22 protein-coding genes and 1 pseudogene are annotated in these 24167 nt (G+C 66.3%); 5 read left to right on the top strand and 18 right to left on the bottom strand.

Features of this window, described 5'->3' with window-relative positions; translation table 11 throughout:
- Positions 1–60 precede the first annotated feature (60 nt).
- Positions 61–1176: a succinylglutamate desuccinylase/aspartoacylase family protein gene (locus tag H3O04_RS02555; protein ID WP_202587084.1), complete on the bottom strand. Its 1116-nt coding sequence runs from the start codon at positions 1174–1176 to the stop codon at positions 61–63.
- 55 nt (positions 1177–1231) lie between these two features.
- The gene (locus H3O04_RS02550) at positions 1232–2005 is read right to left on the bottom strand and encodes a transporter substrate-binding domain-containing protein (RefSeq protein ID WP_006480429.1); all 774 of its coding nucleotides are present in this window, start codon (positions 2003–2005) and stop codon (positions 1232–1234) included.
- Between the two features lie 136 nt (positions 2006–2141).
- Here H3O04_RS02550 and H3O04_RS02545 point away from each other — a divergent pair, with 136 nt between their 5' ends.
- Positions 2142–3062 (top strand): LysR family transcriptional regulator, encoded by a 921-nt coding sequence (locus H3O04_RS02545; RefSeq protein ID WP_006480428.1) that lies wholly within the window; start codon positions 2142–2144, stop codon positions 3060–3062.
- A gap of 41 nt (positions 3063–3103) precedes the next feature.
- Here the strand turns inward: H3O04_RS02545 and H3O04_RS02540 are convergent, their stop codons facing one another.
- The 3 genes from H3O04_RS02540 to H3O04_RS02530 form a co-directional block, all read right to left on the bottom strand.
- A complete protein-coding gene (locus tag H3O04_RS02540; protein ID WP_006480427.1) occupies positions 3104–4435 on the bottom strand; it encodes an MFS transporter in 1332 nt (443 codons plus the stop codon).
- A gap of 56 nt (positions 4436–4491) precedes the next feature.
- The gene (locus tag H3O04_RS02535) at positions 4492–5691 is read right to left on the bottom strand and encodes a M20 aminoacylase family protein (protein WP_124476266.1); all 1200 of its coding nucleotides are present in this window, start codon (positions 5689–5691) and stop codon (positions 4492–4494) included.
- A 186-nt stretch (positions 5692–5877) separates the two neighbouring features.
- The gene (locus H3O04_RS02530) at positions 5878–6486 is read right to left on the bottom strand and encodes a short chain dehydrogenase (RefSeq protein WP_034175370.1); all 609 of its coding nucleotides are present in this window, start codon (positions 6484–6486) and stop codon (positions 5878–5880) included.
- 107 nt (positions 6487–6593) lie between these two features.
- Here H3O04_RS02530 and H3O04_RS02525 point away from each other — a divergent pair.
- Positions 6594–7486 (top strand): annotated as a pseudogene (locus tag H3O04_RS02525) (LysR family transcriptional regulator).
- 140 nt (positions 7487–7626) lie between these two features.
- Here the strand turns inward: H3O04_RS02525 and H3O04_RS02520 are convergent.
- Together H3O04_RS02520 and H3O04_RS02515 are read right to left on the bottom strand one after the other, a co-directional pair.
- Positions 7627–8547, bottom strand: a complete 921-nt coding sequence (locus H3O04_RS02520; RefSeq protein WP_229278325.1) for a type 1 glutamine amidotransferase domain-containing protein — start codon at positions 8545–8547, stop codon at positions 7627–7629.
- Positions 8528–9337: an SDR family NAD(P)-dependent oxidoreductase gene (locus H3O04_RS02515; protein WP_202587082.1), complete on the bottom strand. Its 810-nt coding sequence runs from the start codon at positions 9335–9337 to the stop codon at positions 8528–8530. Before H3O04_RS02515 ends, H3O04_RS02520 begins: the two co-directional genes overlap by 20 nt.
- Before the next feature lie 314 nt (positions 9338–9651).
- On the opposite strand from H3O04_RS02515, the gene H3O04_RS02510 reads away from it, so the two are divergent.
- Positions 9652–10617, top strand: a complete 966-nt coding sequence (locus H3O04_RS02510) for a GlxA family transcriptional regulator (protein ID WP_053524753.1) — start codon at positions 9652–9654, stop codon at positions 10615–10617.
- A 117-nt stretch (positions 10618–10734) separates the two neighbouring features.
- On the opposite strand, the gene H3O04_RS02505 is transcribed toward H3O04_RS02510, so the two are convergent.
- From H3O04_RS02505 to H3O04_RS02455, 11 genes are all read right to left on the bottom strand, one after another.
- Complete coding sequence (locus H3O04_RS02505) at positions 10735–11130, bottom strand: tautomerase family protein (RefSeq protein ID WP_034175119.1); 396 nt, start codon at positions 11128–11130, stop codon at positions 10735–10737.
- 177 nt (positions 11131–11307) lie between these two features.
- Positions 11308–12240, bottom strand: a complete 933-nt coding sequence (locus tag H3O04_RS02500; RefSeq protein ID WP_202587081.1) for an amidohydrolase family protein — start codon at positions 12238–12240, stop codon at positions 11308–11310.
- Positions 12241–12242: 2 nt separating this feature from the next.
- The gene (locus H3O04_RS02495) at positions 12243–13565 is read right to left on the bottom strand and encodes an MFS transporter (protein WP_023475776.1); all 1323 of its coding nucleotides are present in this window, start codon (positions 13563–13565) and stop codon (positions 12243–12245) included.
- An 11-nt stretch (positions 13566–13576) separates the two neighbouring features.
- Entirely contained in the window at positions 13577–14815 is a 1239-nt protein-coding gene (locus H3O04_RS02490) for an MFS transporter (RefSeq protein ID WP_202587080.1), read from the bottom strand.
- On the bottom strand, positions 14812–16092 hold the full coding sequence (locus H3O04_RS02485) for an MFS transporter (RefSeq protein WP_034175117.1): 1281 nt from the start codon (positions 16090–16092) through the stop codon (positions 14812–14814). Before H3O04_RS02485 ends, H3O04_RS02490 begins: the two co-directional genes overlap by 4 nt.
- Positions 16089–17135, bottom strand: a complete 1047-nt coding sequence (locus H3O04_RS02480; protein WP_034175116.1) for an amidohydrolase family protein — start codon at positions 17133–17135, stop codon at positions 16089–16091. The genes H3O04_RS02485 and H3O04_RS02480 overlap by 4 nt, the downstream gene beginning before the upstream one ends.
- Before the next feature lie 10 nt (positions 17136–17145).
- Complete coding sequence (locus tag H3O04_RS02475) at positions 17146–18297, bottom strand: porin (protein WP_202587079.1); 1152 nt, start codon at positions 18295–18297, stop codon at positions 17146–17148.
- Between the two features lie 49 nt (positions 18298–18346).
- A complete protein-coding gene (locus H3O04_RS02470; RefSeq protein ID WP_105798285.1) occupies positions 18347–19726 on the bottom strand; it encodes an MFS transporter in 1380 nt (459 codons plus the stop codon).
- A gap of 86 nt (positions 19727–19812) precedes the next feature.
- Positions 19813–20754 (bottom strand): SMP-30/gluconolactonase/LRE family protein, encoded by a 942-nt coding sequence (locus H3O04_RS02465; RefSeq protein WP_006480416.1) that lies wholly within the window; start codon positions 20752–20754, stop codon positions 19813–19815.
- Between the two features lie 21 nt (positions 20755–20775).
- A complete protein-coding gene (locus H3O04_RS02460; RefSeq protein WP_006480415.1) occupies positions 20776–21723 on the bottom strand; it encodes an NAD(P)-dependent oxidoreductase in 948 nt (315 codons plus the stop codon).
- Positions 21723–22421 carry a demethylmenaquinone methyltransferase gene (locus H3O04_RS02455; protein ID WP_023475784.1) on the bottom strand — a complete coding sequence of 233 codons (699 nt, stop codon included), beginning with the start codon at positions 22419–22421 and terminating at the stop codon, positions 21723–21725. Before H3O04_RS02455 ends, H3O04_RS02460 begins: the two co-directional genes overlap by 1 nt.
- Positions 22422–22586: 165 nt before the next feature.
- Here H3O04_RS02455 and H3O04_RS02450 point away from each other — a divergent pair, with 165 nt between their 5' ends.
- Positions 22587–23297 carry an IclR family transcriptional regulator gene (locus tag H3O04_RS02450; protein WP_006480413.1) on the top strand — a complete coding sequence of 237 codons (711 nt, stop codon included), beginning with the start codon at positions 22587–22589 and terminating at the stop codon, positions 23295–23297.
- 203 nt (positions 23298–23500) lie between these two features.
- Complete coding sequence (gene acuR / locus H3O04_RS02445) at positions 23501–24139, top strand: acrylate utilization transcriptional regulator AcuR (RefSeq protein WP_202587078.1); 639 nt, start codon at positions 23501–23503, stop codon at positions 24137–24139.
- Positions 24140–24167 lie beyond the last annotated feature (28 nt).

Genomic DNA, 24167 nt, shown 5'->3' with positions numbered 1-24167 from the left:
TCGCACACGGTCAATCTGACGAGAACGAAATTGCATCGCGTCGGCAGGACACCGCCCCGCTCACGCGCCCAGCAGCATCCCCTTTCGCACCGGCACCGTGCCCGTCACGCGGCCGAGCGGCGCGCCAGCCGTCACGAAACGGATCGCGCGGCGCATGTAGAACACGCCATCGGTCGCGCTCGAGATCGTCGTGATCGCGTCCGTCAGCGGATCGACGATGTCGAACAGCGGATCGCCCGCACGGATCGTCGCGCCGATCGCCGCGCGGTGCACGAGGATTCCGCTCACCGGCGCATAAAACTGCTCGCTGCCCGCGAGCGGCGTGGCCGGCGCGGCCAGCGGCGGCAGTGGCGCACGTTCGCCGCGCACCGCGCCGCACCACGCCAGATAGTCGACGAGCGCGTCGGCGTCGCGTTGCGCGTATTCGTACGTCACGTCGCGCTGACCCCGACACTCGACCGTCACGGCCACGGTGCCGGCCGCCATCGGCGTGCCGTCCGGCAACTGCGCGCGCAGTCGCGACCACAGCAGGTGATGGGCATCGTCGAACGCATGGCCGCCCGAATCCTCGGCGAGCAGCGACACCTCGGCGCCGAGATACCGCGCGAGCGGCTCGACGTCCGGCCACGCGGTATCGCTCGTGTAGACGTGCATCACCGCTTCGAGCGAGCAATGCAGGTCGATCACGACGTCGGCGTCGTGCGACAGCTTCAGCAGCGCCAGCTGCAGCGCATCGAACTCGGTGCGCGGCGCGATTTCATCGAGCGCCGCGCCGACGCATTCGCGCACGACCGCGCGATTGCGTGCGCCGTCGTCGCCGAGCCGGTCGCGCGCACGCGCGGCGATCTCCGCGAGCGGCAGGAAGCCGCGATTGAAGTTGCGGCCGCTCGCGAGGTCGAAACGGCCGATGAACTGCCCGAGCAGATGATGATTGAGGCCGACCGGGTTCGACACCGGCACGAGCACGATTTCGGCCACGAGCCGGCCTTCGGCGTCGAGCTGCGCGAGGCGCTGCTTGAGCACGAACGCCGCGAGCATCGCGGGCGTCTCGTCCGCGTGCAGCGCGGCCTGCAGGTAGATCTTGCGGCCGCTGCCGGCCGGCCCGAAATGAAAGCTCGTCAGCGTGCGCTGCGTGCCGATCGACGGCGACAGGAGCGGCGTGGTGCGAATCTGCATCGATGGTCTCGAATGGATGAAAGCGGGGAATCGGGAGAACGGGCCGGCACGGCGCTCAGTCGCCGTACGGATTGAAATCGAAATACTGCCTCGCGATCCGGTCGTACGTACCGTCCTTCAGCATCGACGCGATCGCGCCGTCGATCGACGCCTTCAGCGCGGTATCCGACTGCCGCATGCCGATGCCGACGCCGCGATCGCCCATGTCGAGCGGCGCGCCGACGAATGCGAAGCCCTTGCCGCGCGGCTGGCGCAGGAACCCGTAGTCGGCTTCCACGGTGCCGAGCAGCGCCGCGTCGAGGCGGCCGTTCACGAGATCGGCGAACACGTCGTCCTGGCTCTTGTACGGCACCACGCCGACGCCGGCCGGCGCCCAGTGCGCGAGCGCCCACGATTCGAATTGCGTGCCCGACTGCACGCCGACGCGCTTGCCGGCCAGCGACGCCGCCGTGCCGTCGAGCCCGCTGCCGGGCCGCGCGACGAGCCGCGACTTGAAGCGGAACAGCTTCGACGAGAACAGGATCTGCTTCTCGCGCTTCGCGGTGATCGCCATCGACGACAGGATCGCGTCGATCTTGCGCGCCTGCAGCGCCGGGATCATCCCGGAGAATTCGAGCTCGACCCACTGGCAGCGCAATTGCGCGCGGCGGCAGATCTCGTTGCCGAGATCGACGTCGAAGCCCTTCAGGCTGCCGTCGGGCGCCTTCGCGTCCATCGGCGGATAGGTCGGGTCGATGCCGAGCCGCACCACGTGCGCGTCGAGCGCATATGCGGACGTGGCGGCCAGGCCAATACACAGGAAAACGAGCGGGACGAGGAAACGTTTCATGGTCGACGACGGGCAGGAAGAGGAACGAACGGCATGAGCCGGACTGCCTGCGATCGTAGGGGCCGCGCGCGGCCGCCGGAACCATCGGCTGGCTTATCATGATCGGTATTTCCGATCACCGGCCTCGCTGCTTCCCATGGCGTTCACGCTGTCCCAGCTCCGCATCTTCCAGGCCGTCGTCGAGCACGGCAGCCTGCGCGCGGCCGCCCGCGCGCTCGATCTCGCGCAAAGCGGCGTCACGCAGCAACTGCAGGGCCTCGAGGCGACGCTCGGCGCGACACTGTTCACGCGCACCAACCGCGGGATCGTGCCGACGGCCGTCGGCCAGCGGCTGCTCGCGCGCTCCGGTTCGATCCTCGGCGAATGCGAGCAGGTCGAGCGGGAAATCCGTCAGTTGAGCGGCGCCTACGAAGGCACCGTCACGCTCGGCCTCGTGACCGAACCACTGATCGACGCGTTCGCGCCGGTGCTGACCGCGTTCCGCGCGCGCTTCGACAAGGTGGACGTGCACCTGCGCACCGGCACGTCGCGGATGATGATTGGCTGGCTGCGCGAGAGTGCGGTCGATTTCGCGATCGCGCTGGTCGCGAAGCAGACCGACACGACTGACCTCGCGGTCACGCCGCTGCGCACGTCGGCGCCGGTGGTCGTCTGCCGCAACGGGCATCCGGCGATGCACGCGCAATCGCTCGCCGAGCTGGCCGACTACGGATGGGTGTCGACGCGCTCGCCGAACCTGAGCGCCGACCCGGTCGTCAACCGGCTGCTCGCGTACTTCGACGCGCACGGCCAGCCGCCGCCGAAAATTCTCGCGACCGTCGAAGGAATGTTCGAGACGCTGCAGATCGTCACGCAGACCGATTCCCTCGCGCTCGAAACCGAAGCGATCACGCGGCACGGGCCGTTCGCCGGCGCGCTCGTGAAGGTGCCCGTGCGCGAACAGGCCGAAGCGCAGGACATCTGCCTGTTGCAGCGCGCGGCCGTGCCGCTGACGCCCGCCGCGCAGGAACTCGCGACGATGCTCGCGTCGTATTTGCGGGTGGTGCGCGGGCGGTAAGCGCACAGGGCCGCGCCGCGGCCCGCATCGCGCCTCGCGCGTCAGTCCAGCGATTTCCGCGCCGTCTCGCGCAGCATCGCGACCGCGATCAGCGACAGCACCACGCACGCGGCCACGTAGCCGGCCGGCGCGAGCTTGCTGCCGGTCGTCTTCACGAGCCAGGTCGCGATCAGCTGCGCGGTGCCACCGAAGATCGTCACCGCGAGCGCATACGCGATCGAGATGCCCGTCGCACGCACGTGGCGCGGCAGCGACTCGCACATCAGCGCCATTTCCGACGCCGAGCCGAGCGAATAGAACAGCAGCATCAGCGCGGTCAGCGGCAGGATCACCGACAGCGTCGGATGATGGTTCATCAGCCAGAACGCGGGGAACAGCAGCGCGACCAGCACGCCGCGGCCGACGAAGATCGGCAGGCGCCGGCTGCCGAGCTGGTCCGACAGCCAGCCGAACAGCGGGCATGTGACCAGCATCACGCAGCCCGACGCGACGCCGACGAACATCGACAGCTTCATCGGCAGGCCGAGCGTGTGGATCGCGTAGGTCGGCATGTAGAAGGTGAGGATGTAGGTCGACACCGTGCCGCCCATCACCGTGAGCATCAGCAGCAACACCGTGCGCGTGTGCTTCGAGAACAGCTCGCGCAGCACGCCGCGTTCGATGCCGTGATGACGGTCGCCGGGCGCATCGTCCGCGAGCCGGCGGCGCAGATACATGCCGACCGGCGCGATCAGCACGCCGACGAGAAACGGCAGCCGCCAGCCCCAGCCTTCCAGCGCGTCCTTCGTCATCGTGTTGGACAGCAACGCCGCGAAGCCCGAGCCCATCAGCGCGGCGCCGCCCTGCGTCGCGAGCTGCCAGCTCGCGCGGAACCCGCGGCGCGACGTGCCGCCCTGTTCGAGCAGCGTCGACGTCGCCGCGCCGAATTCGCCGCCCTGCGAGAAACCCTGCAGCAAGCGCGCGAACACGACGAGCAGCGGCGCGGCGACGCCCACCTGCGCATAGGTCGGCGCGATCGCGATCAGGCCGGTGCCGAGCGCCATCAGCATGATCGTCAGGTTCAGCGCGGCCTTGCGCCCCTTGCGGTCCGCGTAGACGCCGAGCACGACGCTGCCGAGCGGCCGCGTGAAGAAGCCGGCGGCGAACGTCGCGACCGACAGCAGCAGCGACGTGGTCGGGTCGCTCGACGGGAAGAACAGCTTGCCGATCAGCACCGCGAAGAAGCCGTACACGGTGAAATCGAAGAATTCCAGCCAGTTGCCGATCACGGCCGCCGCGATCGCGCCGCGCCGCGTGACGGCAGGCGCGCCCGGCGTGCCGGTGTCGGCGGCGCCCGCCGACGCGGGGTGCAGCGCGAGATGATCTTTCTGCATCGCTATCCTCTCCTGTCAATGCGGCCGGAAGCGCCGGCCGCGCGCCGCCGCCGCGATTACTGTCCGAGGTAACGCTCGACGAGGCGCGTCCAGAACGCCGCGCCGATCGGCAGGTTGCGATCGTTGAAGTCGTATTTCGGGTTGTGCACCATGCAGCCGTCCTCGCCTTCGCCGTTGCCGAGCCGCACGAACGAGCCCGGCCGCTGCTGCAGCATGAACGCGAAATCCTCGCTGCCCATCAGCAGGTCGGTCTGCTCGACCACGTGCGCATCGCCGACGAGTTCGCGCGCGACCTGCGCGGCGAAATCCGTTTCGGCATCCGTATTGACGACGACCGGATAGCCTTCGATGTACTCGACGTTCGCGCTCGCGCCGTAGCTCGCGGCCTGCGATTCGGCCAGCTCGGTGATGCGGCGCTTGAGCAGCGCGCGCACTTCCGGGCTGAACGAACGCACGCTGAGTTCGAGGCGCGCGCCGTTCGGAATCACGTTGTTCGCGGTGCCCGCGTGCATCGAGCCGACCGTGACGACCGCCGGCTGCGACGGGTCGACGTTGCGCGCGACGATCGTCTGCAGCGCCATCACGATGCTCGCCGCGACGACGACCGGATCGACCGTCAGGTGCGGCCGCGCCGCGTGGCCGCCGACGCCCTCGATCGTGATGATCGCCTTGTCGCCGGCCGACATGAACGGGCCGCGCCGCGTGAGAAATACGCCCGGCGCCGCGCCCGGATGGTTGTGCATGCCGAACACCGCATCGCACGGGAAGCGCTCGAACAGGCCGTCGTCGATCATCTTCTTCGCGCCGCTGTCGACGCCGTGCTCTTCCGCCGGCTGGAAATACAGGTGCACGGTGCCCGAGAAGTTGCGCGTCTTCGCGAGATGCTGCGCGGCGCCGAGCAGCATCGTCGTGTGGCCGTCGTGGCCGCACGCGTGCATCTTGCCGTGCGTGCCGCTCGCATACGGCAGGCCGGTCGCCTCGACGATCGGCAGCGCATCCATGTCCGCGCGAATACCAATGCTGCGCGCGCCGTCGCCCACCCGCAGCGTGCCAACCACGCCCGTCTTGCCGACCCCGCGCGTCACCTGCCAGCCCCATTGCTCGAGCTTGTCCGCGACGAGCGCGGCCGTGTCGTGCTCCTCGTACGCGAGTTCGGGGTGGTGATGGATGTGGTGACGGATCTCGCGCAGCCCGCCGGCGGCGGGCATCAGATCCTCGACTTCGGTGAAGCGGGTATCGGGGGTATCGGTGGTCATCAAGGGGCTCCTGCTGATTGTCAGCGTGTCTCGCACGCGGCGTTTGCATGCGGGAAAGCGAGCCACTATATCCAGCCGATATCGGTTCAAGAAGATGCGGAATTTTTCACCGTGATAAGTGTTTTTAATCAGGGTTAATACGGAGGTGTCGGGCCGGCTTGTAGCTTTCGCCGCAAACGCTTCATTTCAGTGCCCGACCCGATAGATGCGGCCGCTATGCACACCCTCCACGCTGCGCCGATACGCCATTGCCACACGTGTCGCGGGCACGCCTTCGTAACCGGGAAAGAACGGCCCGAACCGTTCCGCGGATTCGATCAGCATGGTTGGACTGACCGCATTGATTCGGATACCCCGACGAAAATCGCACGCAGCGGCACGCACGAACCCTTCGATTCCGGCATTCGATGCTGCGGCGTGAGCACCCTGCGCGATCGGATCGTCGACGGCGATGCCGGACGTCAGCGTGATCGAGCCGCCATCGCTCAGGTAATGCTGCCCCACCAGCGCGACGCGCACCTGACCGAGCAGCTTGTCCTGCAGGCCTCGATGAAAATCGGCCGCCGTCATCTTTTCGATTGGGGCGAGCACGACATTGCCTGCGGCGACGACGATGGCATCGACGCGCCCGATCTGCCCGAACAGCGAACCGACGCTGTCGTCACGCGTGATGTCGACCTGATGGTCTCCGCGGGTGCGGCCAACACGAATGATTTCGTGCTTGCCATCACGCGCAAGCTCATCTGCCGCGGCACGACCGACGTCCCCGCCGGCACCGATTACGACGATCTTCATCGAACACTCCTTTTCGCGTTCAGGTTGGAACGTCGCCATTCTTCACCGAACCGGGAACCCCATAAATATGCTCTAATTTCCGACACTCCTAACCTACAGTTCGCAATATGGACAGACTGCGTGCCATGGAAACCTTCGTTGCCGTCGTCGAAGGCGGCAACTTCACCGAGGCAGCGCGGCGGCTGGAAATCTCGGCGGTCATGGTCGGCAAATATGTGCGCGAACTGGAGGAGCGTCTCGCTGCGCGCCTGCTCGAGCGCACTACCCGGCGCCAGAACCTGACCGATGCCGGTCGCGTGTTCTACGAAGATGCCAAGCGTGCGCTCGAACACATGCGCATCGCCGAAACGTCGGTCGAACGGCTACGCGCGTCGCCCTCCGGTACGTTGCGAATCAGCGCGCCGATCACCTTCGGCGCCTGTGTCATCGCGCCGCTGGCCGCGACTTTCCGGCAGCGGTATCCGCTCGTGCGTGTCGAGCTGGAATTGAGCAATCGCAACGTCGACCTGATCGACGAGGGTTTCGATCTGGCGATCCGCATCGGCGAACTGGGTGATGCCGACCTCGTTGCAAGGCCGTTGACCGGGTATCGGATGGTGATCTGCGCGTCGCCGGGCTATCTCGCTCAGTACGGACGTCCACAGACGCCACAGGACCTGAGCGCGCATCACTGCCTGTTCCACACGGTGTGGAACAGCCGAAACGGCTGGAAGCTCGGCGACGATGACGGCACGCACTTTTCGGCTGAATCGGGGTTCACTTGCAACGACGGCAACGGCCCGCGGATGGCCGCGATCGCAGGCGCGGGATTGCTGCTGCAGCCGGAAGTCCTGGTGAGCCACGATCTGGCGAGCGGCGCGCTGGTACAGGTGCTGCAAGGTTACGAGCCGAAGCCGCACCCCGTTCATATCGTGTATCGACAAGACCGGCGCCCGCTGCCGAAGCTCACCGCTTCGTCGCGCATTTGCTCGAGCATGTGACGGAGCGCGACGCGTCGTAGCGTGCTTTTTCGGCGCCATGTCGATCAGCGCCTTCGCGACCGGTGCGACGTCGTCGTAGGCAGCCGCGCGCCCTGCACCACCCGCTCGATGTGCCATCCGAGGTTCGCGATACGCGCGGCCGCCGCCATCGCAGACGAACTCAGTTCGTACGGGCCTTCAGTTTCGCCACGAGGACATCGCCGAATTCAGGCGCCGACATTGGCTGCTGCCCCGTGATCAGTTCGCGATCGACGACCACGTTGCTGTGCCAGTTCGCCACCGTGTCGACGTGAGCGCCGGCTTCGGCCAACGCGTTCACCGGATAGAACTGCACGTTGCCGCCGAGCCCGCTCGGACCTTCGAGCTGCTGCTCCTCGCCCGTCGAGAAGACAGTCATCCGGTAACCGGCATACGGCCAGCCAGCCGCGAAGGCATTCGCGTTGCCGTCGTTGGCGGCCATCGATGCAACGAAGGCATTCGGGTCGCGCAGCATGGACAGCAACACGATCGGCCCGTGACAGATGATCCCGGTAGGGCGCCCGCTGTCGTGGAAGCTGACCAGGATCTTGCCGAGATTCCGGTCCTTGAGCAGGTCGACCATCGGCGCGTGGCCGCCGGGGATAAACAGGCCGACATAACCGCCGGTCCCCTCCGAGACGACGGAGGCCAGCGTCTTCGGATGCTTCAGTTGCGCGATACCTTGCGCGTATTTCAGTGCATCCGCGCGCGCTGCATCGTCGCCGCCGAAAAACAGCTTGTTGTTCGAGTTCGCGTCCATCACCGGCATGTCGCCGTTCGGATTGGCAATCACCGGCTCGTAGCCAGCCTCGACAAGCTTGCGGTACGGCACGACGAATTCGTTGAGGTAATAACCCGTCGAATATTTCCTGCCGTCGCGCAAATCGAGCGCGTGAGCGCTCGACATGACAACCAGCACCTTGCCGCGCGACTGCGCCGACGCGCCCACCGGCAATGCAAACGCGGTCGCCGTGGCGAGTGCGGCAGCACCGATCTTGAGGATGTTCATCATCAATACCTTCCGAAAAATTGAGTGAGCCGGCTCAAGCGCCGGTCCCGGCATCCACCACGTAGCGCGGAGCGGCCTTGGCGTTGGCGAATTGGGGCGTGAGTGCGCGGCGCGCCGCTTCCCATTGCGTCCAGCCGTCGCCGTCGTGCAGCGTCGGGATCGTCACGAGCTCGCCCTGATCGAGGCCCGCAAGCGCGGCATCCACCAAGTCGTCGGCCGTCATCGTGCTGGCGGCCTCCTTCTGCTTCGCATAGCCGGCCACATCCCAGAACTCGGTCGCCGTCGCTGCAGGCAGCACGGTCTGCACGCGCACGCCCTTGTCCGCCAGGTCGCGCTGAAGTGTGTGACCGAAACTCAGCACATACGACTTCGATGCGCTGTACACGCCGTTGAGCAGTTCGACCGCAATGCCAACGACCGAGCTGATGTTGATGATGGTGCCCGTGCCCTTGCTGGCGAACACCGGTGCGACGGCGTAAGTCAGGCGCGTGAGCGCGGTGATATTCAGATTGATCATCGATTCCATCGTGTCGACGTCACCGTTGAGAATCGACGCGACCGAGCCGATTCCCGCGTTGTTCACCAGCATCGTGATGGTGCTGTTCTCACGCAGGATGCCTTCGATCTTCGCGAGCGCGACCTTGTCGTTCAGATCGGCGGCGACGGTCTCGACCGAGCGGCCGGTTTCGGCCCTGAGGCGGCGCGCGAGCGCGCTCAGACGGTCCTGGTTACGCGCCACCAGGACGAGGTCGTAGCCGCGTTTCGCGAGGCGGTCTGCGTAAATGGCACCGATGCCAGCCGATGCGCCGGTGATCAGCGCGGTGCCTTGCGTGGAAGTGGTCATGATTTTTCCTTTCCGTGAATCGAACCGACCGGGTGTCGGTTCGTGGAACGAATTCTGGCTTCGACCGAATCCATCCTCAATGTCATATATGCAATGATTTATGCCATCCGCATGCTGACCGAAAACCTTGCGGATTCGTCCTTTGGAACAGGCGCCCGATTACCCAAAATCGGTTCTGTAGTGGGTTCCGCCCGGCGTCTTGCTTCCCGAAGGCGGCCGCGCGCAGGGCCATCTGATGACACGCCGCCGCAGCCCGTGACGATGTCCGTTTTATGCTAGATTCAATTGATCGGGACACGCACATGGCGGACGTCATGCACACGGTAGGGCTCGTTGTTTACCCAAATTTCCAGTCGCTCGCGCTCGCGGTGGCGAGCGTGTTCGAGTACGCGAATCTGCTCCGCGGCGAGGAGGTGTACCAGTTCCGGATCGTGTCCGAGCACGGCGGCGCGGTCATGTCGTCGCAGGGTTTTTCGGTCAACACCGAACCGCTGGCCAAAGCGGGATATGACACGCTGATCGTCGCCGGCGACAACGAATGCCGGCTTCCGTCGGCGACGCTGGTGGACTTCCTGCATCGCGCGCCCTTCCACTCGCGGCGTATTGCGTCGATATGCACGGGAGCCTTCGTCCTCGCGGCCGCCGGGCTCCTCGACGGGAAACGGGCGACGACGCACTGGTATCACGCGCGGGACTTCAAGAAACAATATCCGAACGTGCAGCTCGACGAAGATCGCATCTTCGTCGTGGACGGTCAGGTCTGGACTTCGGCCGGCATGAGCGCCGGGGTGGATCTTGCCCTAGCGATCGTCGAAAGCGACTTCGGGCTGGAAACGGCGCGCATGGTCGCGCGCAAGCTCGTGCTGTACCAACGGCGCGGCGGCGGCCAGTCGCAATTCTCGACCTTGCTGGAACTGAACGCGCGATCGGACCGCGTGCAAATGGCGCTGACCTACGCGAGCGAAAACCTGGCGAGCGATCTGTCGGTGGAGCGCCTGGCAGAGGCGGCACGTTTGAGCCCGCGCCAATTCAGCCGCGTGTTCCGGGAGGAGACGGGGCAATCCCCCGCGAAGGCGGTTGAGCGGCTGCGCGTCGAAGCCGCCCGCCTGATGATGGAAACGACGCGCCATCCGATCGAAATCATTGCGAGAGAAACCGGATTCGGCGACCGCGAGCGCATGCGCCAGGCATTTCTGCGCGCGTTTGGGCAACCCCCGCAGACCATCCAGCGCGCCTCCGGGGTTGCGCCGCTCATGAAGCAGGGCTTGTTGAACCAATAGGCGGGCAGGTACGCGCACCCAAACCGTAAGCGCTCGCTTCGCCCATCGAGAATGACGAGTGGGTTTCCGTCATTGAAGCGCCAGGGCTGCAAGCAGCCAGCAATCCAGGCGAAAAATCTACTGCTCGCCGGAAGACCACTCCGGGCTATAGCCGCCAAGCGCCGGGTGGTACATTTCATCGCCGGAATGCTGCGTGAATTCGACATTGAGCCGATCCTCGCGCAAGCCGAGAATCTCCACGCAATGCGCGCAAAGTGCCTGCGCCACTTCCATGCGCTGCCCGGGCGGGCGGCCCCGGCGGATATCCAGCATCATCACGGCGACCGGGACAGGCGCTTCGCCGACCTCGGCAATACGCCAGACACCGCCTTGCCCCAGCTCGCGGATCGCGACGCTGATACGCCGAATATCGACCGACATCATCCGCGCATAGGTCTCGCTCATTTTGGCGGCGAGCAATTGCTTGGTTTCCACCGAATAGTGGTCGTTCACGTCCAGTTGCAGATAGGGCATGGTATTCAGGATTCCGGGTGATTGATCGAACGCGTGCGGCATCGGCCTGTCCAGATGCCGCCAGCCGATTCTGGCACCCGGCTCGCCGCCCTCACCATGTCGAATAAGCCACGATTCCGGACACTGGTTCAAAAACGACGCCTGTTCGCAGAGGATTCTCGCGGCATCCTCCCCGCGCTATGCAAATCCGTACAACTTCGCCGGGTTCGTGACGAATATCCGCTGCTGCCAGTCCGGACGCCCGATCCACCCGGCGATCACGTCCAGCAAGCTTGCGTCGTCCGGCTTGTCCGTCTTCTGCGTCGGGTGCGGCCAATCGGTGCCCCACAGCATGCGCTCCGGCGCCATGTCGATCAGCGCCTTCGCGACCGGCGCGACGTCGTCGTAGGCGGGCGCGCCCGTCTTGCTGTCGACGTACGGCCCCGACAACGTGATCCACGTATGGCCCTTTTCCACGAGGCGTTGCGCGGTACGAAACGCGGCCGACGACAGCCCGTCGGGTTGCGGCACATGCGCGATATGGTCGATGACGAGCGGGCAAGGCAGCGCTGCAAGATGCGGCTCCAGCTCAGGCAACCGCGCACCCTGCACCACCAGTTCGATGTGCCATCCGAGGTTCGCGACGCGCGCGGCGAGCGGCGCCAGCATGTCGAGCGTCGTCGCGCCCGGATAGCTGAGGTTGAACCGGATCGCACGGATGCCGCCGCGATCGAGCGCCCGAAGTTCGTCGTCGCTCACGGTGCCGTCGACGACGGCGACGCCGCGCGCATCGGCGCCGAACTGCGCGATCGCCGCCAGCGTGCAGCGATTGTCCGTCCCGTACGTCGACGGCGTCACGACCACGTTGCGCTTCACGCCGATCCGCGCCTGCACGCTCCGGTATTGCGCGACGGTCGCATTCGGCGGGCGCAGCGTCGTGCCCGGCGCGACCGGAAACCGGTCGTCGTAGATGTGCATGTGACAGTCGATCGTCCCGTCGGGCAACCGGAACGCCGGCCGCTCGGTGCCGCTCGACCACGTTTCGTCGGCCGCGGCCAGCCTCGGCAATGCAGCCGAAGCCAGCGTCGCGCCGGCGATCCGGAGGAACCCGCGTCTCGCGATGCGCGTCATGATCAGATGGTCCCCGTCTTGCCGACCAGCTTGCCGGCCGCATGATTGCGCGTGAGCAGCAGCAGCGTCGCGACGCTCACGAGCGTGAGGATCGCGAGCGGCATCAAGGCGAGCGCGTAGCTGCCCGTCGCCGCCTTCACCCACCCGTACACGTTCACCATCAGCCCGCCGCCGAGCAGGTTCGCGATCGCGTTGACCGTCGCGAGCCCGGCCGCCACGGTACTGTTGGACAGCATGTCGGTCGCGAGCGCCCAGAACGGGCCCTTGAACGAATACGCACCGACCAGCACCGCACAGAGCATGCAGACCGTGGGCAGCAGCGATCCGCTCAGCGACGTCGCGAACAGGCCCACGCCGATCAGCAGCATCGGCACGACCGTGTGCCAGCGACGTTCGCCGACGCGGTCCGAGCGCCGGCCCCAGTAGACCATCAGGATCGAGGCCACCGCGTACGGCACCGAGTTCAGCAGGCCGGTTTCCATGACGGTCAAGCCGAACGACTTCAGCAACTGCGGCTGCCACACGGACAGCGTGCTGCCTGCCGCGGAAGCACACGTGTCGACGAGCGCGAGGCACAGCACGTAGCGGTTGCGGAACAGCTGCGCAAGCGGCAGCGATGGCACCTTCTTGCGTGTCTTGTGGCCGGCGGCCAGCGCGTTCGAGAGCCACGCGCGCTCGTCGTCGTCGAGCCACCTCGCGTTCTCCGGCTTGTTCGTCAGCATGAACAGGCACGCGATGCCGAGCAGCACCGTGGGAATGCCTTCGAGGATGAACAGCCAGTGCCAGCCGCGCAGGCCCCAGACACCGTCCATCTGCAACAGCAGCGCGGAGATCGGCGAGCCGATGAAGCTCGCGGCCGGAATCGCGACCATGAACGTCGCGACGATCCGCGCCCGGTACTGCGCGGGAATCCAGTACGACAGATAAAGCAGCACGCCCGGGAAGAAGCCGGCCTCGGCCGCGCCCAGCAGGAAACGCAGCACGTAGAACGTCGTCGCGTTGTGCACGAGCGCGGTCGCCGCCGACACGATGCCCCACGTGATCATGATCCGCGCGATCCAGATCCGCGCGCCGTATTTCTGCAGCGCGAGATTGCTCGGCACTTCGAAAAAGAAGTATGAAATGAAGAACAGGCTGCTGCCGAAACCGAAGACCTGCGCCGACATCCCGAGGTCGTGGTTCATCTGCAGCGACGCCATCCCCACGTTGCCCCGGTCGATGAAGGCAAGCAGGTAGCAGATCATCAAGAAGGGAATGAGTCGCCAGACGACCTTTCGTATGGTCCGGCGCTCGATCGCGGACGCTTCCATGAAACCGGCTTGCATGTTGTCTCCGTTTATTGTGCGCCTGAGCGCGTTCCTGTGAACCGTTGCCACGCGATGACCGCCACGACGCCGCACGCCAGCACGGCGGCCATGGCGGCGAAGGTGTGTCGCACGCCGAGCGCCTCCGATGCGCTGCCGACGAGCAGGTAACCGAACGGCATCGTGCCGTTGTAGGCCATGCCGTACATCCCGACGAGCCCGCCGCGCACGTGTTCCGGACACTGCCGCTGAATCGTCGCGTTCGTCGACGTGGCCGCGAACGTGAGGCTGAAGCCGAGCGCATAGAACGCGGGAATCGAACCCGCGGCATCGGTCGTCGCGGCCAGCACGGCCAGCGCGCCGACTGCCGTCCACGGTGCATAGGCGATGAACCGGCGCGACGCGCGCGGCCCGAACGCCGACGACAGCAGCACCGCCGCGCTCAACGAGCCGGCGCCGGCGCACGCGAAGAACACGCCGGTAAAGCGCGCCGCGTCGTGAAAATCCTGGTCCGCGAGCAGCGGCACGAGCGTCTGGTAGCTGCCGGCGAACAAGCCGATGCACGCGAGAATCGGCAGATAGCGGGCCGAGAACGCATCCGACAGCACGTAGCCGACCGCGTCGCGCAGGCCGCTTTCCGCGCGCGACGGGCGGTCCACCGTCGCGGTCCGGATCGACCGCACGCACGCCGCCATGAAGCACAGCGCGAGCGCATAGATCGCAAACGACGTCCTGGGGCCCAGCGTCGGATAGACGAAGCCGGCGATGGTCGGGCCGACCATGCGCCCGACGTTGTAGACCATCGTGTTCATCGCGACCGCGTTGGACGTGTGCGTCGCATCCTGCAGGCTCGTCAGCAGCAGCACCTGCCGCGCCGGCGTTTCCACCGCGCTCGACACGCCGATCGCCAGCGCATGCGCGAGGATCAGCTTCACGCCGAGCAGGCCGAGCAGCGACAACGTGAAGAGGCTGCCCGTCAGCAGCAGCGACGTCGTCAGCACGCAGAGCGTCACGCGGCGCGCGTTGGCCGAGCCGATGCGGGAGCCCGCCACCGGTGCGACGATCAACTGCGGCCCGTACAGCAGGAAGTTGAGCAGCGCGAGGATCGCCGCCGAGCCGGACAGGTGATAGATCAGCAGATTCAGCGTGACGTTCTGCGTCCAGCTGCCGAGCACCGACGCGACCTGCCCGCTCAGGTAGCGCCGCAGCGATGCCTCCGTCAGCGCCGGAAACAGCCTGTTCACCCACCCCGCTTGCGTCGCCACGTTCATGACAGCGCCTTTCCGCGCGTTTCGGGCGCGAACAGCACGACCGCGGCCGCGGCGACGAACGCGACGATCGTCGTCGCGAGCCCGAGCACGAAGCCGCCCGACGTCGACGCCAGCGCACCGATGATCAACGGCGCGATGAAGCCGCCGAGCCGGCCGCCGTTGTATGCGAGGCCCATGAAGAAGCCGCGCGATGCCGTGTTGCCGATGATCTCCGCGAGGAACGGGCCGGCACCCGCGAAGATCCCGTTCACGCTGAAGCCGGTCAGAAAGATCGCGGTCATCAGCAGCAACGGATTCGCCGACACGATGTATACGCCGACGGCCAGCGCACCGACCAGCAGATAGGCCAGGAACATCGGCCGCCGGCCGAGCCGGTCGACCCATGCCGAGAACAGCAGGAACCCGGTGATCGCGCCGAACTGCAACGCCAGCACGAACTTCAGGCTATGCACGAAGTCGAGGTGCTTCACCGTGATGAGGAACGTCGGCGTCCACGTGAATACGCCCCAGTAGAGGTACTGCAGGAAGAAGATGAAGCAGAAGGCGGTGAGCAAGCCGCGCACGTTCAGCTTCTCGCGACTGGCCGGGCCGGGCTTGCGAGCCTGCGACTTCGCGTGCCTGCGCTCGAGCCAGATCGGCGACTCCGGCGTCTTGCGTGCGACCCAGAACAGAATGAAGAACGGCGACGCACCGATCAGGAACAGCAGACGCCAGCTGTCGCCGCCCAATCCGCCCTGCGTGGCGCTGACGATGCCCGAGATCGCGATCGCGAGAATCGCGCCGATCGGCAAGCCCATCTGCATCAGCGCGCCGCCCTTGCCGCGCCGGCCCGGATGCCAGGTCTCCGCGATGAGCGCCGCGCCGGCGGTCCAGGTTCCGCCCATGCCGAGCGCGCCGAAAAAGCGCAACGTGGCGAACGCGTGCGCATCGGGCGCAAATGCGATCAGGCCGGAAAACAGCGAGTAGATGCCGACGCAGAGCAGCGCGGTGCGCACGCGCCCGATCCGGTCCGACACGAAGCCGAACAGAATGCCTCCGATGATCTGTCCGGCCGCCGTGACGCTCGTGAACATGCCGAGCTGCGCCTTGTTCAGCCCGAACTGCAGCGCGAGCGTGGGCAGCAGCAGCGACAGCAGGAACGAGTCGTAGCTCTCGAACGTCCAGCCGAGCCCCGCGAGCGACAGCGAACGCCACTCGATACCGGTCACGCGCGTGAGCCCTTTTTCCGCGGCGGCGGCTTCCATCTCCTGCGTCGCCGCGGTTGCAGTCGTCTTCATGGGTTGTCTCCGGGAATCGCGACGCGATAAGTCGAAGCGGCCGTCCGGCTGAACAGCGCGGCCTTTTCGTCGGCCGACATCGCGGACGCGAGTCGTTTGAAGGCGTTCCACAGCACGCGATAGCTGAACATCCCCTTGTCGACGGGGAAGTTGCTTTCGAACATGCAGCGATCGACGCCGAAAAGCTCGACGCAGGTGTCGAAATACGGCTGCCACGCGGACGCCAGTTCCTGCGACGACGGCGGCAACTCGCGCGCGGCGAAATCGAAACCGAACACGGTCATGCCCGCGCCGCCGAGCTTCATGCGCGTGTTCGGCAGCGCGGCGAGACGCCCGAGTTGCCGTTTCCACTGCGCATGCACTTCGGCACGCCGGCCGGCATGCGGCCCCACGCCGACGGGGCCGCCGAAATGGTCAATGACGACGATGACGTCCTCGGACGCGCGAGCGAGTTCGTACAGGTCGTCGAGCTGCGTGTGATAGACCCACGCGTCGAGCGACAGTCCGTAGCGGCCGAGCGTCGTCACGCCCTGCCGGAAAGCCTGCTCCGACATCCGGTCGCGCGGCGGCGTCACCGGGCTCGACCGCACGTCGGGGCTCGCGTGCCACGCGAGCGGATTGCGGATGCCGCGCAATCGCCCGCCGGACACCTGCAGCATCGTGTCGAGCACCGCCTCGAGTTCCGCGCCGAGCGACAGATCGGCGCCGCCGACGATGGCCTCGCAGCACCGCGCGGGACCGTATGCGCCGCTGTCGAACATCGCGGCGACGCCGCTCGCGAATGCCACTTCGCCCACCGGCTTGAACGCCTCCGGCCCGCTTGCGCGCAACATCGATCGACACTGCACGTAGACCGTCGACACGACCCGATGCCCGCTGCGCACGTCCGCGCCGAACTCGTCCGCGAGATAGCGACCGGTCTGGCGGTCCCACAGATGGTGATGGGCGTCGACGATGGCGAGTTCGGGCTCGAGCACCGGCTCGTCGCGCAATGCGAGCCACTCGGGCCTGACCGGCAGATGGGGCGCGTGAACGGTCTGCATCGCACTCGCCTCAGAACTTCTGGCGCATGCCGATCACCACGCCCGTCTGGTTGTGATCGGGCGCGACCGTGCCATAGCCGTTCACGCCGAGCGCGGAGCCGCCCTTGTTGCGCGCGAAACCCGCCGTCGCATAGATATCGGTGCGCTTCGACAGCAGATAGTCCGCACAGAGCACGGCGAGCCACGGGTCGGCACTGGTCGAATGCACGTCCTGGTAATAGGCCGTCGCCGTGACCACGAACGCGGGCGACACCGCGTATTGCGCGCCGGCCCAGTACAGGTTCGCCGCGCTGGCTTCGGCGCCGTTCGCGACACGGATCGGGTTCGCCGGCAGGAACGCATTCGACGCACGAAGGTAGCGATAACCGGCGAATCCCTTCACCGGTCCGATCGCATACGACGTGGCGGCCGTGGCGCGCCGCTCGGTGCCCGTGTTGGTCGCGACGGTGTTGCTGTTGCGCTGCTCGTACGACACGCTCGCGGCGAGCGGCCCTTGCGAGAAAGTCAGCGCCCCGCTGAAGAAGCGGCCGGTGAGTTGCGCGCCCGGCACCTCGGCGCCGTACCCGGTGTCGTAGCGGGTGCTATACATGGCCTGTGCCGTCAGTGGGCCGAACACGCCGGTGTACTTCACCGAGTTGTCGATGCGCGCGGCCGCCGCGTAGTCGACCGACAGCACCGAGTATCGCGACGACGCGCCCATCGGGTCGAAGGCCACGGCCTGTTCGTAAAAGAGCGCGTTCTGGCGGCCGAACGTCAGTTGCTGACCCCGGTACGCCAGCCCGACCCACGCCTGCCGGCCGAAAATCCGCGACGTCGTGGCGGCGTTCGAACCGAGACCTTTCGTCGACTGCGCGGTCGTGCCGTCATTGATGTTGAAGCCGTTTTCCAGCTGGAAAATGGCCTTCATGCCGCCGCCGAGATCCTCGACGCCCTTCAGTCCCCAGCGCGAACCGGACAGATTGCCCGACGCTTCGCGCGTCTGCGCGCCGCCGGTATTCGTATTGTTGATGTGTTCGACGCCGACATCGGCAATGCCGTACAGCGTGACGCTGCTTTGCGCATGCGCGGCAGCGCACCACGAGGCCGCGCTCGCGACGGTGACGGCGCCGAGCATGAAGCGGGGTTTCGGGCGGGAATGCTGGCTGGCCTGATTCGACAACATGAAGTCTCCAAACTGTTTTTTGTGGGTGGGTGTTCTGGCGAAAGAAAATTCACGCCTCGCGGGTGACAGGCGCTTCGCCGGCGCCCGAGCCCGGATCGCCGAGCCATGCGATGGTCAACGCGCCGAGCAGCAGCACACCCGACACGGCGATGAGCGGCGCGGTGAAGCCGCCCGAGAATTGCTTGAGCGCACCGATCATCGACGGCCCGACGAAGCCGCCGAGATTGCCGACCGACACGATCAGCGCGAGTCCTCCCGCGGCGGCCCGGCCGGTGAGGAATCCCGACGGGATGGCCCAGTAAGTCGCCTGGAACGCGAGGATTCCGCTCACCGTGACGCACAATGCGATCAGCTTGAAAACCGGCGCATGAATGAAGGCGCTCGCACACAACGCCGCCGCGGCGAGTGCGAGCGCACCGGCGACATACGGAATACGGTTGGCCGCGCGATTGGCGAGACGCGCCCACCAGAGCATCGCACCGGCGCCGATCGCATACGGAATGGCCGTCAGCCAGCCGACCACCGCGTGTTCGACGCCGAACTGCCTGATGATCTGCGGCATCCACAAGCCGACGCCGAGCGAGCCGACGATCCCGCAGAAGTTGACGAACGCGAGCACGAACACGCGCCAGTTCGTCATCGCGTCGCGCAGTGTGCTGCCGTGCTTCGCGCCGATGTCGCGCTGCTCGAACGCGAGGCGCTTCGCGAGCGACGCCTTTTCTTCGTCACTGAGCCACGCGGCTTTCTCGGGACGATCGGCCAGCACGAACAGGCACGCGATGCCGAGCATCACCGCAGGGACGCCTTCGATCAGCAGCAGCCACTGCCAGCTGCGCAGCCCATGCAGGCCGCCGAGTTCGAGCAGCGCGCCCGAAATCGGCGAGCCGACCATGTTCGCGACGGGAATGCCGACGAGAAAGGCGGCCGTCACCTTCGCGCGCCACTTGCCGGGAAACCAGTGCGTGAAATACAGGTAGATGCCGGGCGTGAACCCCGCCTCGGCGAGCCCGAGCAGAAAACGCGCGGCCGCAAAGCTCTTCGGTCCGACGACGAATGCCGTCGCCATCGAGAACAGGCCCCACGTGATCATGATTCTCGCGATCCATACGCGCGCCCCGACCTTCTGCATGATCAGGTTGCTCGGAATCTCGAACAGGAAATAGCCGATGAAGAAGAGGCCGGCGCCGACACCGAACTGCTCGGCCGTCAGACCGAGATCCTTGTTCATCGTGAGCGCGGCGAAACCGACGTTGGTCCTGTCGAGATAGCTGATCACGTAGCAGACGAAGATGAACGGCAGAATGCGCCGGAACGCCCTGGCGAGCGTGCGCTCGCTGGCCGCGTAATCGTCGCCGGCAAGCTGCGCCGAGGACGGCGCGTCGGCGCGCGGTGCGTCGTCGCCGGCACGCAGCGCGTGCGAAATGGTCATGCTTGTCTCCTTCGTCGCGCGGCTGGCGGCGCGATCTTTCGGCATGCGGGCGGGAAGCCGATGCGCGGCTTCCCGGCTCGTGGGTCTCAGTCCTGCTTCACTGCCCGTTTCGCTGCCTGTTTCGGCAGCGCTCCGGCAATACTCATGTCCGCTTTCAGGACGGAACCGGACGTCGATTCGGTGATGAAGAGCGTCTTCATGTCCGGGCCGCCGAAGCACACGCTCGTGAGCGACGCCCCTTTCGGCCCGGTCAGGATCTCGACGGGCTCCGCGCAATGGTCGAGCACCCACACGCGGCCGAGCCCCGGATTCGCGACGAACAGGCGGCCTTCGAGATCGACGGTGAGGCCGTCGGGGCCGCTCGGTCCGTAGGAGGTAAAGAACTGGCTGACCTTGCTGACCGACCCGTCGGCCTGCAACGGCATGCGCCACACGGCATTGCCGCGCGTCATCGCGACGAACAGCACCTTCTCGTCGCGCGACAGGACGAGCCCGTTCGGGCTCGGGCAGGTGTCGAGCAGCATGTCGAGCTTGCCGTCGGGCGACAGCCGATACACGCGGCCCGTCGGATCGTGCAGCCCGGTCTGCCCCTGGTCGGTGAAATAGAGGTTGCCGGCCGAGTCGAACGTCAGGTCGTTCACGCCCTTGAAGCGTTCGGTGTTGCGGCGCTCGAGATGCGGGCGAATTTCACCGCGCTCGATATCGAGCAGCATCAGGCCGTTCCGGTAGTCGGTGATGATCAGGTGCGATGCGTCGAAGCGCTTCATCCCGTTGGGCTCGCCGTCGTATTCGACGACGAGATCCCAGTCGCCCGACGGCGAAATGCGGAAGATGCGCCCGTGCGGAATGTCGGTGACGAACAGATAGCCGTCCGGATCCCACACCGGCCCTTCGAGAAAGGAATCGGTGACCATGCCGCCGCGATTCGCGCGCGCCCATTCCGTGCGGACGTCCGGCTTGCGAAACTTCTCCGGCATGCGCGTGAATACTTCGGCTTCGCGCACGTCGGGACTCGTCAGATAAAACATGCGTACCTCGATGTCCAGGGTTCAAGCCGCGCTGTGCGCGCGTTCGTCGAGCACCGCGAGAACGTTGGCGGCCGCGCCCTTCCCCATGTTCACGTACGCGGCATCGCTCACGCCGCCGACATGCGGAGACAGAATCACGTTGGGAATCTGCTGGAACGGGTGCGGCACCGTCATCGGCTCGACATCGAAGCTGTCGAGGCCCGCCGCGCGCAATTGGCCGCTCGCCAGCGCGTCGGCAAGCGCGGCTTCGTCGATCAAGCCACCGCGTGCGGTATTGACGAGAATCGCTCCGCGCTTGAAACGCGCGAACGTGTCGCGGTTGAGCATCCGGCGGTTGTCGGCCGTCAACGGACAATGCAGCGACACGACGTCCGACTCCGCGTACAGCGTGTCGAGCGCCACGCGCTTCACACCGACCGGCGCTTCCTTCGCGAACGGATCGAACGCGAGCACCTTCATGCCGAACGCCGCGCCGATCGCGGCCACGCGCCGGCCGATCGCGCCGAGTCCGACGAGGCCGAGCGTGCGCCCGTCGAGTTCGACGGACTTGTGCGTCGCCTTGTCCCAATGGCCCTCGCGCATGCGGATATCGAGCTGCGGAACCGACTTCGCGCACGCGAGCAGCAGCGCCCATGCGTGCTCGGCGACGGCGGCCGCATTCGCGCCGACCGCGGCGCGCACCGCGATACCGCGTGCGGCAGCCGCGTCCTGATCGATCACGTCGATGCCGCTGCCGTGCTTCGAAATCACCTGCAGGTGCTCGGCGGCGTCCATGATGCGGGCGTTGATCTTGCCGTACCGGACGATGATCGCGACCGGCTTGTGCCGGGTGCAGAGCGCCACGATGTCGCCTTCGGTCGGTTGCTTGCCGGCGAACACGACGTCGAACTGCGCAAGCATCTCGAGCGCTTGCGGCGCAAGGTCGGCGGCGGTCACGAGGACCACGGGCTTGTGCGAAGCGATCCGCATCACAGTGCCTCGCCTTCGGCCAGCATGCCGGCTGCACGCAGCTCCTTCTCGATCCAGCCCGGACGAAGGTCGCCCTTGTGGATCGCCGCGATACGCGCGGTTTCGAAGTCCAGTTTTTTCTGCGCGAGATCGACGATGCGCGCGACGTCGGCGCGGGGAACAACGACGACGCCGTCTGCGTCGCCGACCACCAGGTCGCCCGGATTCACCGTCGTGCCGCCCAGCGAGATCGGCGCATTCACGCGCCCCGCGATGCTTTTGGTCGGGCCGCACGGATTGAGGCCGGCCGAGAAGATCGGGTAGTCGCCGTTGGCCAGTTCGTGCGCGTCGCGCACCGCGCCGTCGATGACGATGCCGGCGATGCCGCTCGCCTTCGCCTGCGCCGCCATGATTTCGCCGAGCAGCGCGCACGAGATGTCGCCCTTGCCGTCGACCACGACGACGTCGCCCGGCTTCGCGACGGCGAGCGCCGCATGGATCGCCAGGTTGTCGCCCGGACGGACTTCGACCGTGACTGCGGGGCCGGCGACCTTCATCTTCGGCGACAGCGGCCGCACGCGGCCATGCACCGTGCCGCGGCGGCCCGCGACGTCGGCGAGGATCGCGGCCTGGTAACGCGCGGCCGCCTGAACGAGTTCCGGCGAGATGCGTTCGATGTCGCGATTGATCGGAGAAGTGCTGACGGATGGCTTGCTCATGACTCGACCTCGGGTTGTGCGTTGTACTCTGTACAACACTGGTGTACATAGTGAAATCACTATAACGAGACAACCCATACCAGGGCACTGGCGTTTACCCTTTTACGTGGTAAACCATCGTTTTACTCTGTACAATCCCTGTTGTGAGTCGACGGGAGAGAAGGAATGGGAAATGACGGCGTGGTTGCCGTGGAAAAGGCGCTTTCGCTGCTGGACTGCTTCAAGCCGGGCGCCGAATCGCAGTCGCTCGCGACGCTGTCGCAAGCCTCCGGCATGCACAAGACGACGGTCTATCGGCTGATGAACTCGCTGGAGCGAATGGGCTATGTCGTGCGCGCGCAGTCCGGCAACTATTCGCTTGGGCACCGCGTGCTGTACCTCGGCAAGCTGTACGAGCAGTCCTTCCATCTGTCCACGGTGGTCGAACCGGCGCTGCATGCGCTGGCCGCGCTGACGAAGGAAAGCGCATCGTACTACGTGCACGACAACGGGCAGCGGCTTTGCCTGTTTCGGGTCGAGCCGTCCGAAGGCCTGCGTGAAACGCGGCTCGCGGGCACGATGCTGCCGCTCGACGACACGGCCATCAGCCAGGTGATCCGTTTCTGGGGTCTCGGCGAACCGATCTATGACAAGCCGCCCGCACTGCCCCTCTTCACCGCGGGTGCACGCGATGTGCACACCGCAGCGTTCGCGGTGCCGATCTTCGGCGCCGGCGACAAGTTCATGGCGGCGCTGACGCTGTCCGGTCCAGCGTCGCGCCTCAGCGTCGCGCACGAATCGGGTGAACTGGATCGACCGCAGCTGGATGCGGCCGCCGATCTATCGCGGAAGCTGGGCGCGAGTGTCGCGCTCTGCGAGAGTCTGTACGGCACCTGATCGCCGCTTTGACCAAGGCGTGGTTCAGGTCGACGAACCGTTCGTCGCCTGACCGCGGACACGTTCGCACCATGCCCCGCCCGGCCCCCGGGAGCGCAACGCATGCGTCGCCGCACCGACGCGACGGCCCGCCCAATCGGCCTGTCCAATCGGCTCGGCACGCGGGCCCTTGATTTTCGAGACGAACGGTCTATTATTCCGCCATGGACGCTCGAACCGATCCGCCGCGCCGCCGCGGCAGGCCACCCAAACAGCACGACGACCTCGTCGCCACGCGCGACATGCTGCTGCGCACCGGGCTCGAGATCCTCACCGAAAAGGGCTTTTCCGCCACCGGGCTCGACGAGATCCTCGGGCGCGCCGGCGTGCCGAAGGGCTCCTTCTATCACTACTTCGACAGCAAGGAAACGTTCGGTCTCGAACTGATCGACCGCTACGCCGAGTTCTTCGCCCGCAAGCTCGACCGCCATTTCAGCCAGCTGGAACGCTCGCCGCTGGCGCGCGTGCGCGCGTTCGTCGACGACGCCCGCGACGGCATGGCCCGCCATGCGTACAACCGCGGCTGCCTGATCGGCAACCTCGGCCAGGAAATGGGCACGCTGCCGGAAAGCTTCCGCGCCCGTCTGCGCGCGACGTTCGAAGACTGGCAGCGCCGTCTGGCCGAATGCCTGGACGCCGCGCAGCAGGCGGGCGAGCTGGCGGAGTCCGCCGACCCCGCCGCGCTGGCCGCGTTCTTCTGGATCGGCTGGGAAGGCGCAGTGCTGCGCGCGAAGCTCGAACGCAGCGACGGGCCGCTCGCGCTGTTCGCGCAGTTTTTCTTCAACGGATTGCCTCGCCGCTGAATTTTTTTACGATTAATTAGACGATCGG

Source organism: Burkholderia sp. KCJ3K979 (genome assembly GCF_016759955.1).
Classification (GTDB): Bacteria; Pseudomonadota; Gammaproteobacteria; order Burkholderiales; family Burkholderiaceae; genus Burkholderia; species Burkholderia orbicola.
Note: the sequence above shows the minus strand (reverse complement) of the source record. Positions and strands in the feature narration are given on the sequence as shown.

What these genes read in the sequence shown, in the direction of transcription:
- H3O04_RS02555 (WP_202587084.1), bottom strand. Translation starts at nt 1,176, where the DNA reads ATGCAGATTCGCACCACGCCGCTCCTGTCGCCGTCGATCGGCACGCAG.
- H3O04_RS02550 (WP_006480429.1), bottom strand. Translation starts at nt 2,005, where the DNA reads ATGAAACGTTTCCTCGTCCCGCTCGTTTTCCTGTGTATTGGCCTGGCC.
- H3O04_RS02545 (WP_006480428.1), top strand. Translation starts at nt 2,142, where the DNA reads ATGGCGTTCACGCTGTCCCAGCTCCGCATCTTCCAGGCCGTCGTCGAG.
- H3O04_RS02540 (WP_006480427.1), bottom strand. Translation starts at nt 4,435, where the DNA reads ATGCAGAAAGATCATCTCGCGCTGCACCCCGCGTCGGCGGGCGCCGCC.
- H3O04_RS02535 (WP_124476266.1), bottom strand. Translation starts at nt 5,691, where the DNA reads ATGACCACCGATACCCCCGATACCCGCTTCACCGAAGTCGAGGATCTG.
- H3O04_RS02530 (WP_034175370.1), bottom strand. Translation starts at nt 6,486, where the DNA reads ATGAAGATCGTCGTAATCGGTGCCGGCGGGGACGTCGGTCGTGCCGCG.
- H3O04_RS02520 (WP_229278325.1), bottom strand. Translation starts at nt 8,547, where the DNA reads ATGCCGGGACCGGCGCTTGAGCCGGCTCACTCAATTTTTCGGAAGGTA.
- H3O04_RS02515 (WP_202587082.1), bottom strand. Translation starts at nt 9,337, where the DNA reads ATGACCACTTCCACGCAAGGCACCGCGCTGATCACCGGCGCATCGGCT.
- H3O04_RS02510 (WP_053524753.1), top strand. Translation starts at nt 9,652, where the DNA reads ATGCACACGGTAGGGCTCGTTGTTTACCCAAATTTCCAGTCGCTCGCG.
- H3O04_RS02505 (WP_034175119.1), bottom strand. Translation starts at nt 11,130, where the DNA reads ATGCCCTATCTGCAACTGGACGTGAACGACCACTATTCGGTGGAAACC.
- H3O04_RS02500 (WP_202587081.1), bottom strand. Translation starts at nt 12,240, where the DNA reads ATGACGCGCATCGCGAGACGCGGGTTCCTCCGGATCGCCGGCGCGACG.
- H3O04_RS02495 (WP_023475776.1), bottom strand. Translation starts at nt 13,565, where the DNA reads ATGCAAGCCGGTTTCATGGAAGCGTCCGCGATCGAGCGCCGGACCATA.
- H3O04_RS02490 (WP_202587080.1), bottom strand. Translation starts at nt 14,815, where the DNA reads ATGAACGTGGCGACGCAAGCGGGGTGGGTGAACAGGCTGTTTCCGGCG.
- H3O04_RS02485 (WP_034175117.1), bottom strand. Translation starts at nt 16,092, where the DNA reads ATGAAGACGACTGCAACCGCGGCGACGCAGGAGATGGAAGCCGCCGCC.
- H3O04_RS02480 (WP_034175116.1), bottom strand. Translation starts at nt 17,135, where the DNA reads ATGCAGACCGTTCACGCGCCCCATCTGCCGGTCAGGCCCGAGTGGCTC.
- H3O04_RS02475 (WP_202587079.1), bottom strand. Translation starts at nt 18,297, where the DNA reads ATGTTGTCGAATCAGGCCAGCCAGCATTCCCGCCCGAAACCCCGCTTC.
- H3O04_RS02470 (WP_105798285.1), bottom strand. Translation starts at nt 19,726, where the DNA reads ATGACCATTTCGCACGCGCTGCGTGCCGGCGACGACGCACCGCGCGCC.
- H3O04_RS02465 (WP_006480416.1), bottom strand. Translation starts at nt 20,754, where the DNA reads ATGTTTTATCTGACGAGTCCCGACGTGCGCGAAGCCGAAGTATTCACG.
- H3O04_RS02460 (WP_006480415.1), bottom strand. Translation starts at nt 21,723, where the DNA reads ATGCGGATCGCTTCGCACAAGCCCGTGGTCCTCGTGACCGCCGCCGAC.
- H3O04_RS02455 (WP_023475784.1), bottom strand. Translation starts at nt 22,421, where the DNA reads ATGAGCAAGCCATCCGTCAGCACTTCTCCGATCAATCGCGACATCGAA.
- H3O04_RS02450 (WP_006480413.1), top strand. Translation starts at nt 22,587, where the DNA reads ATGGGAAATGACGGCGTGGTTGCCGTGGAAAAGGCGCTTTCGCTGCTG.
- acuR (WP_202587078.1), top strand. Translation starts at nt 23,501, where the DNA reads ATGGACGCTCGAACCGATCCGCCGCGCCGCCGCGGCAGGCCACCCAAA.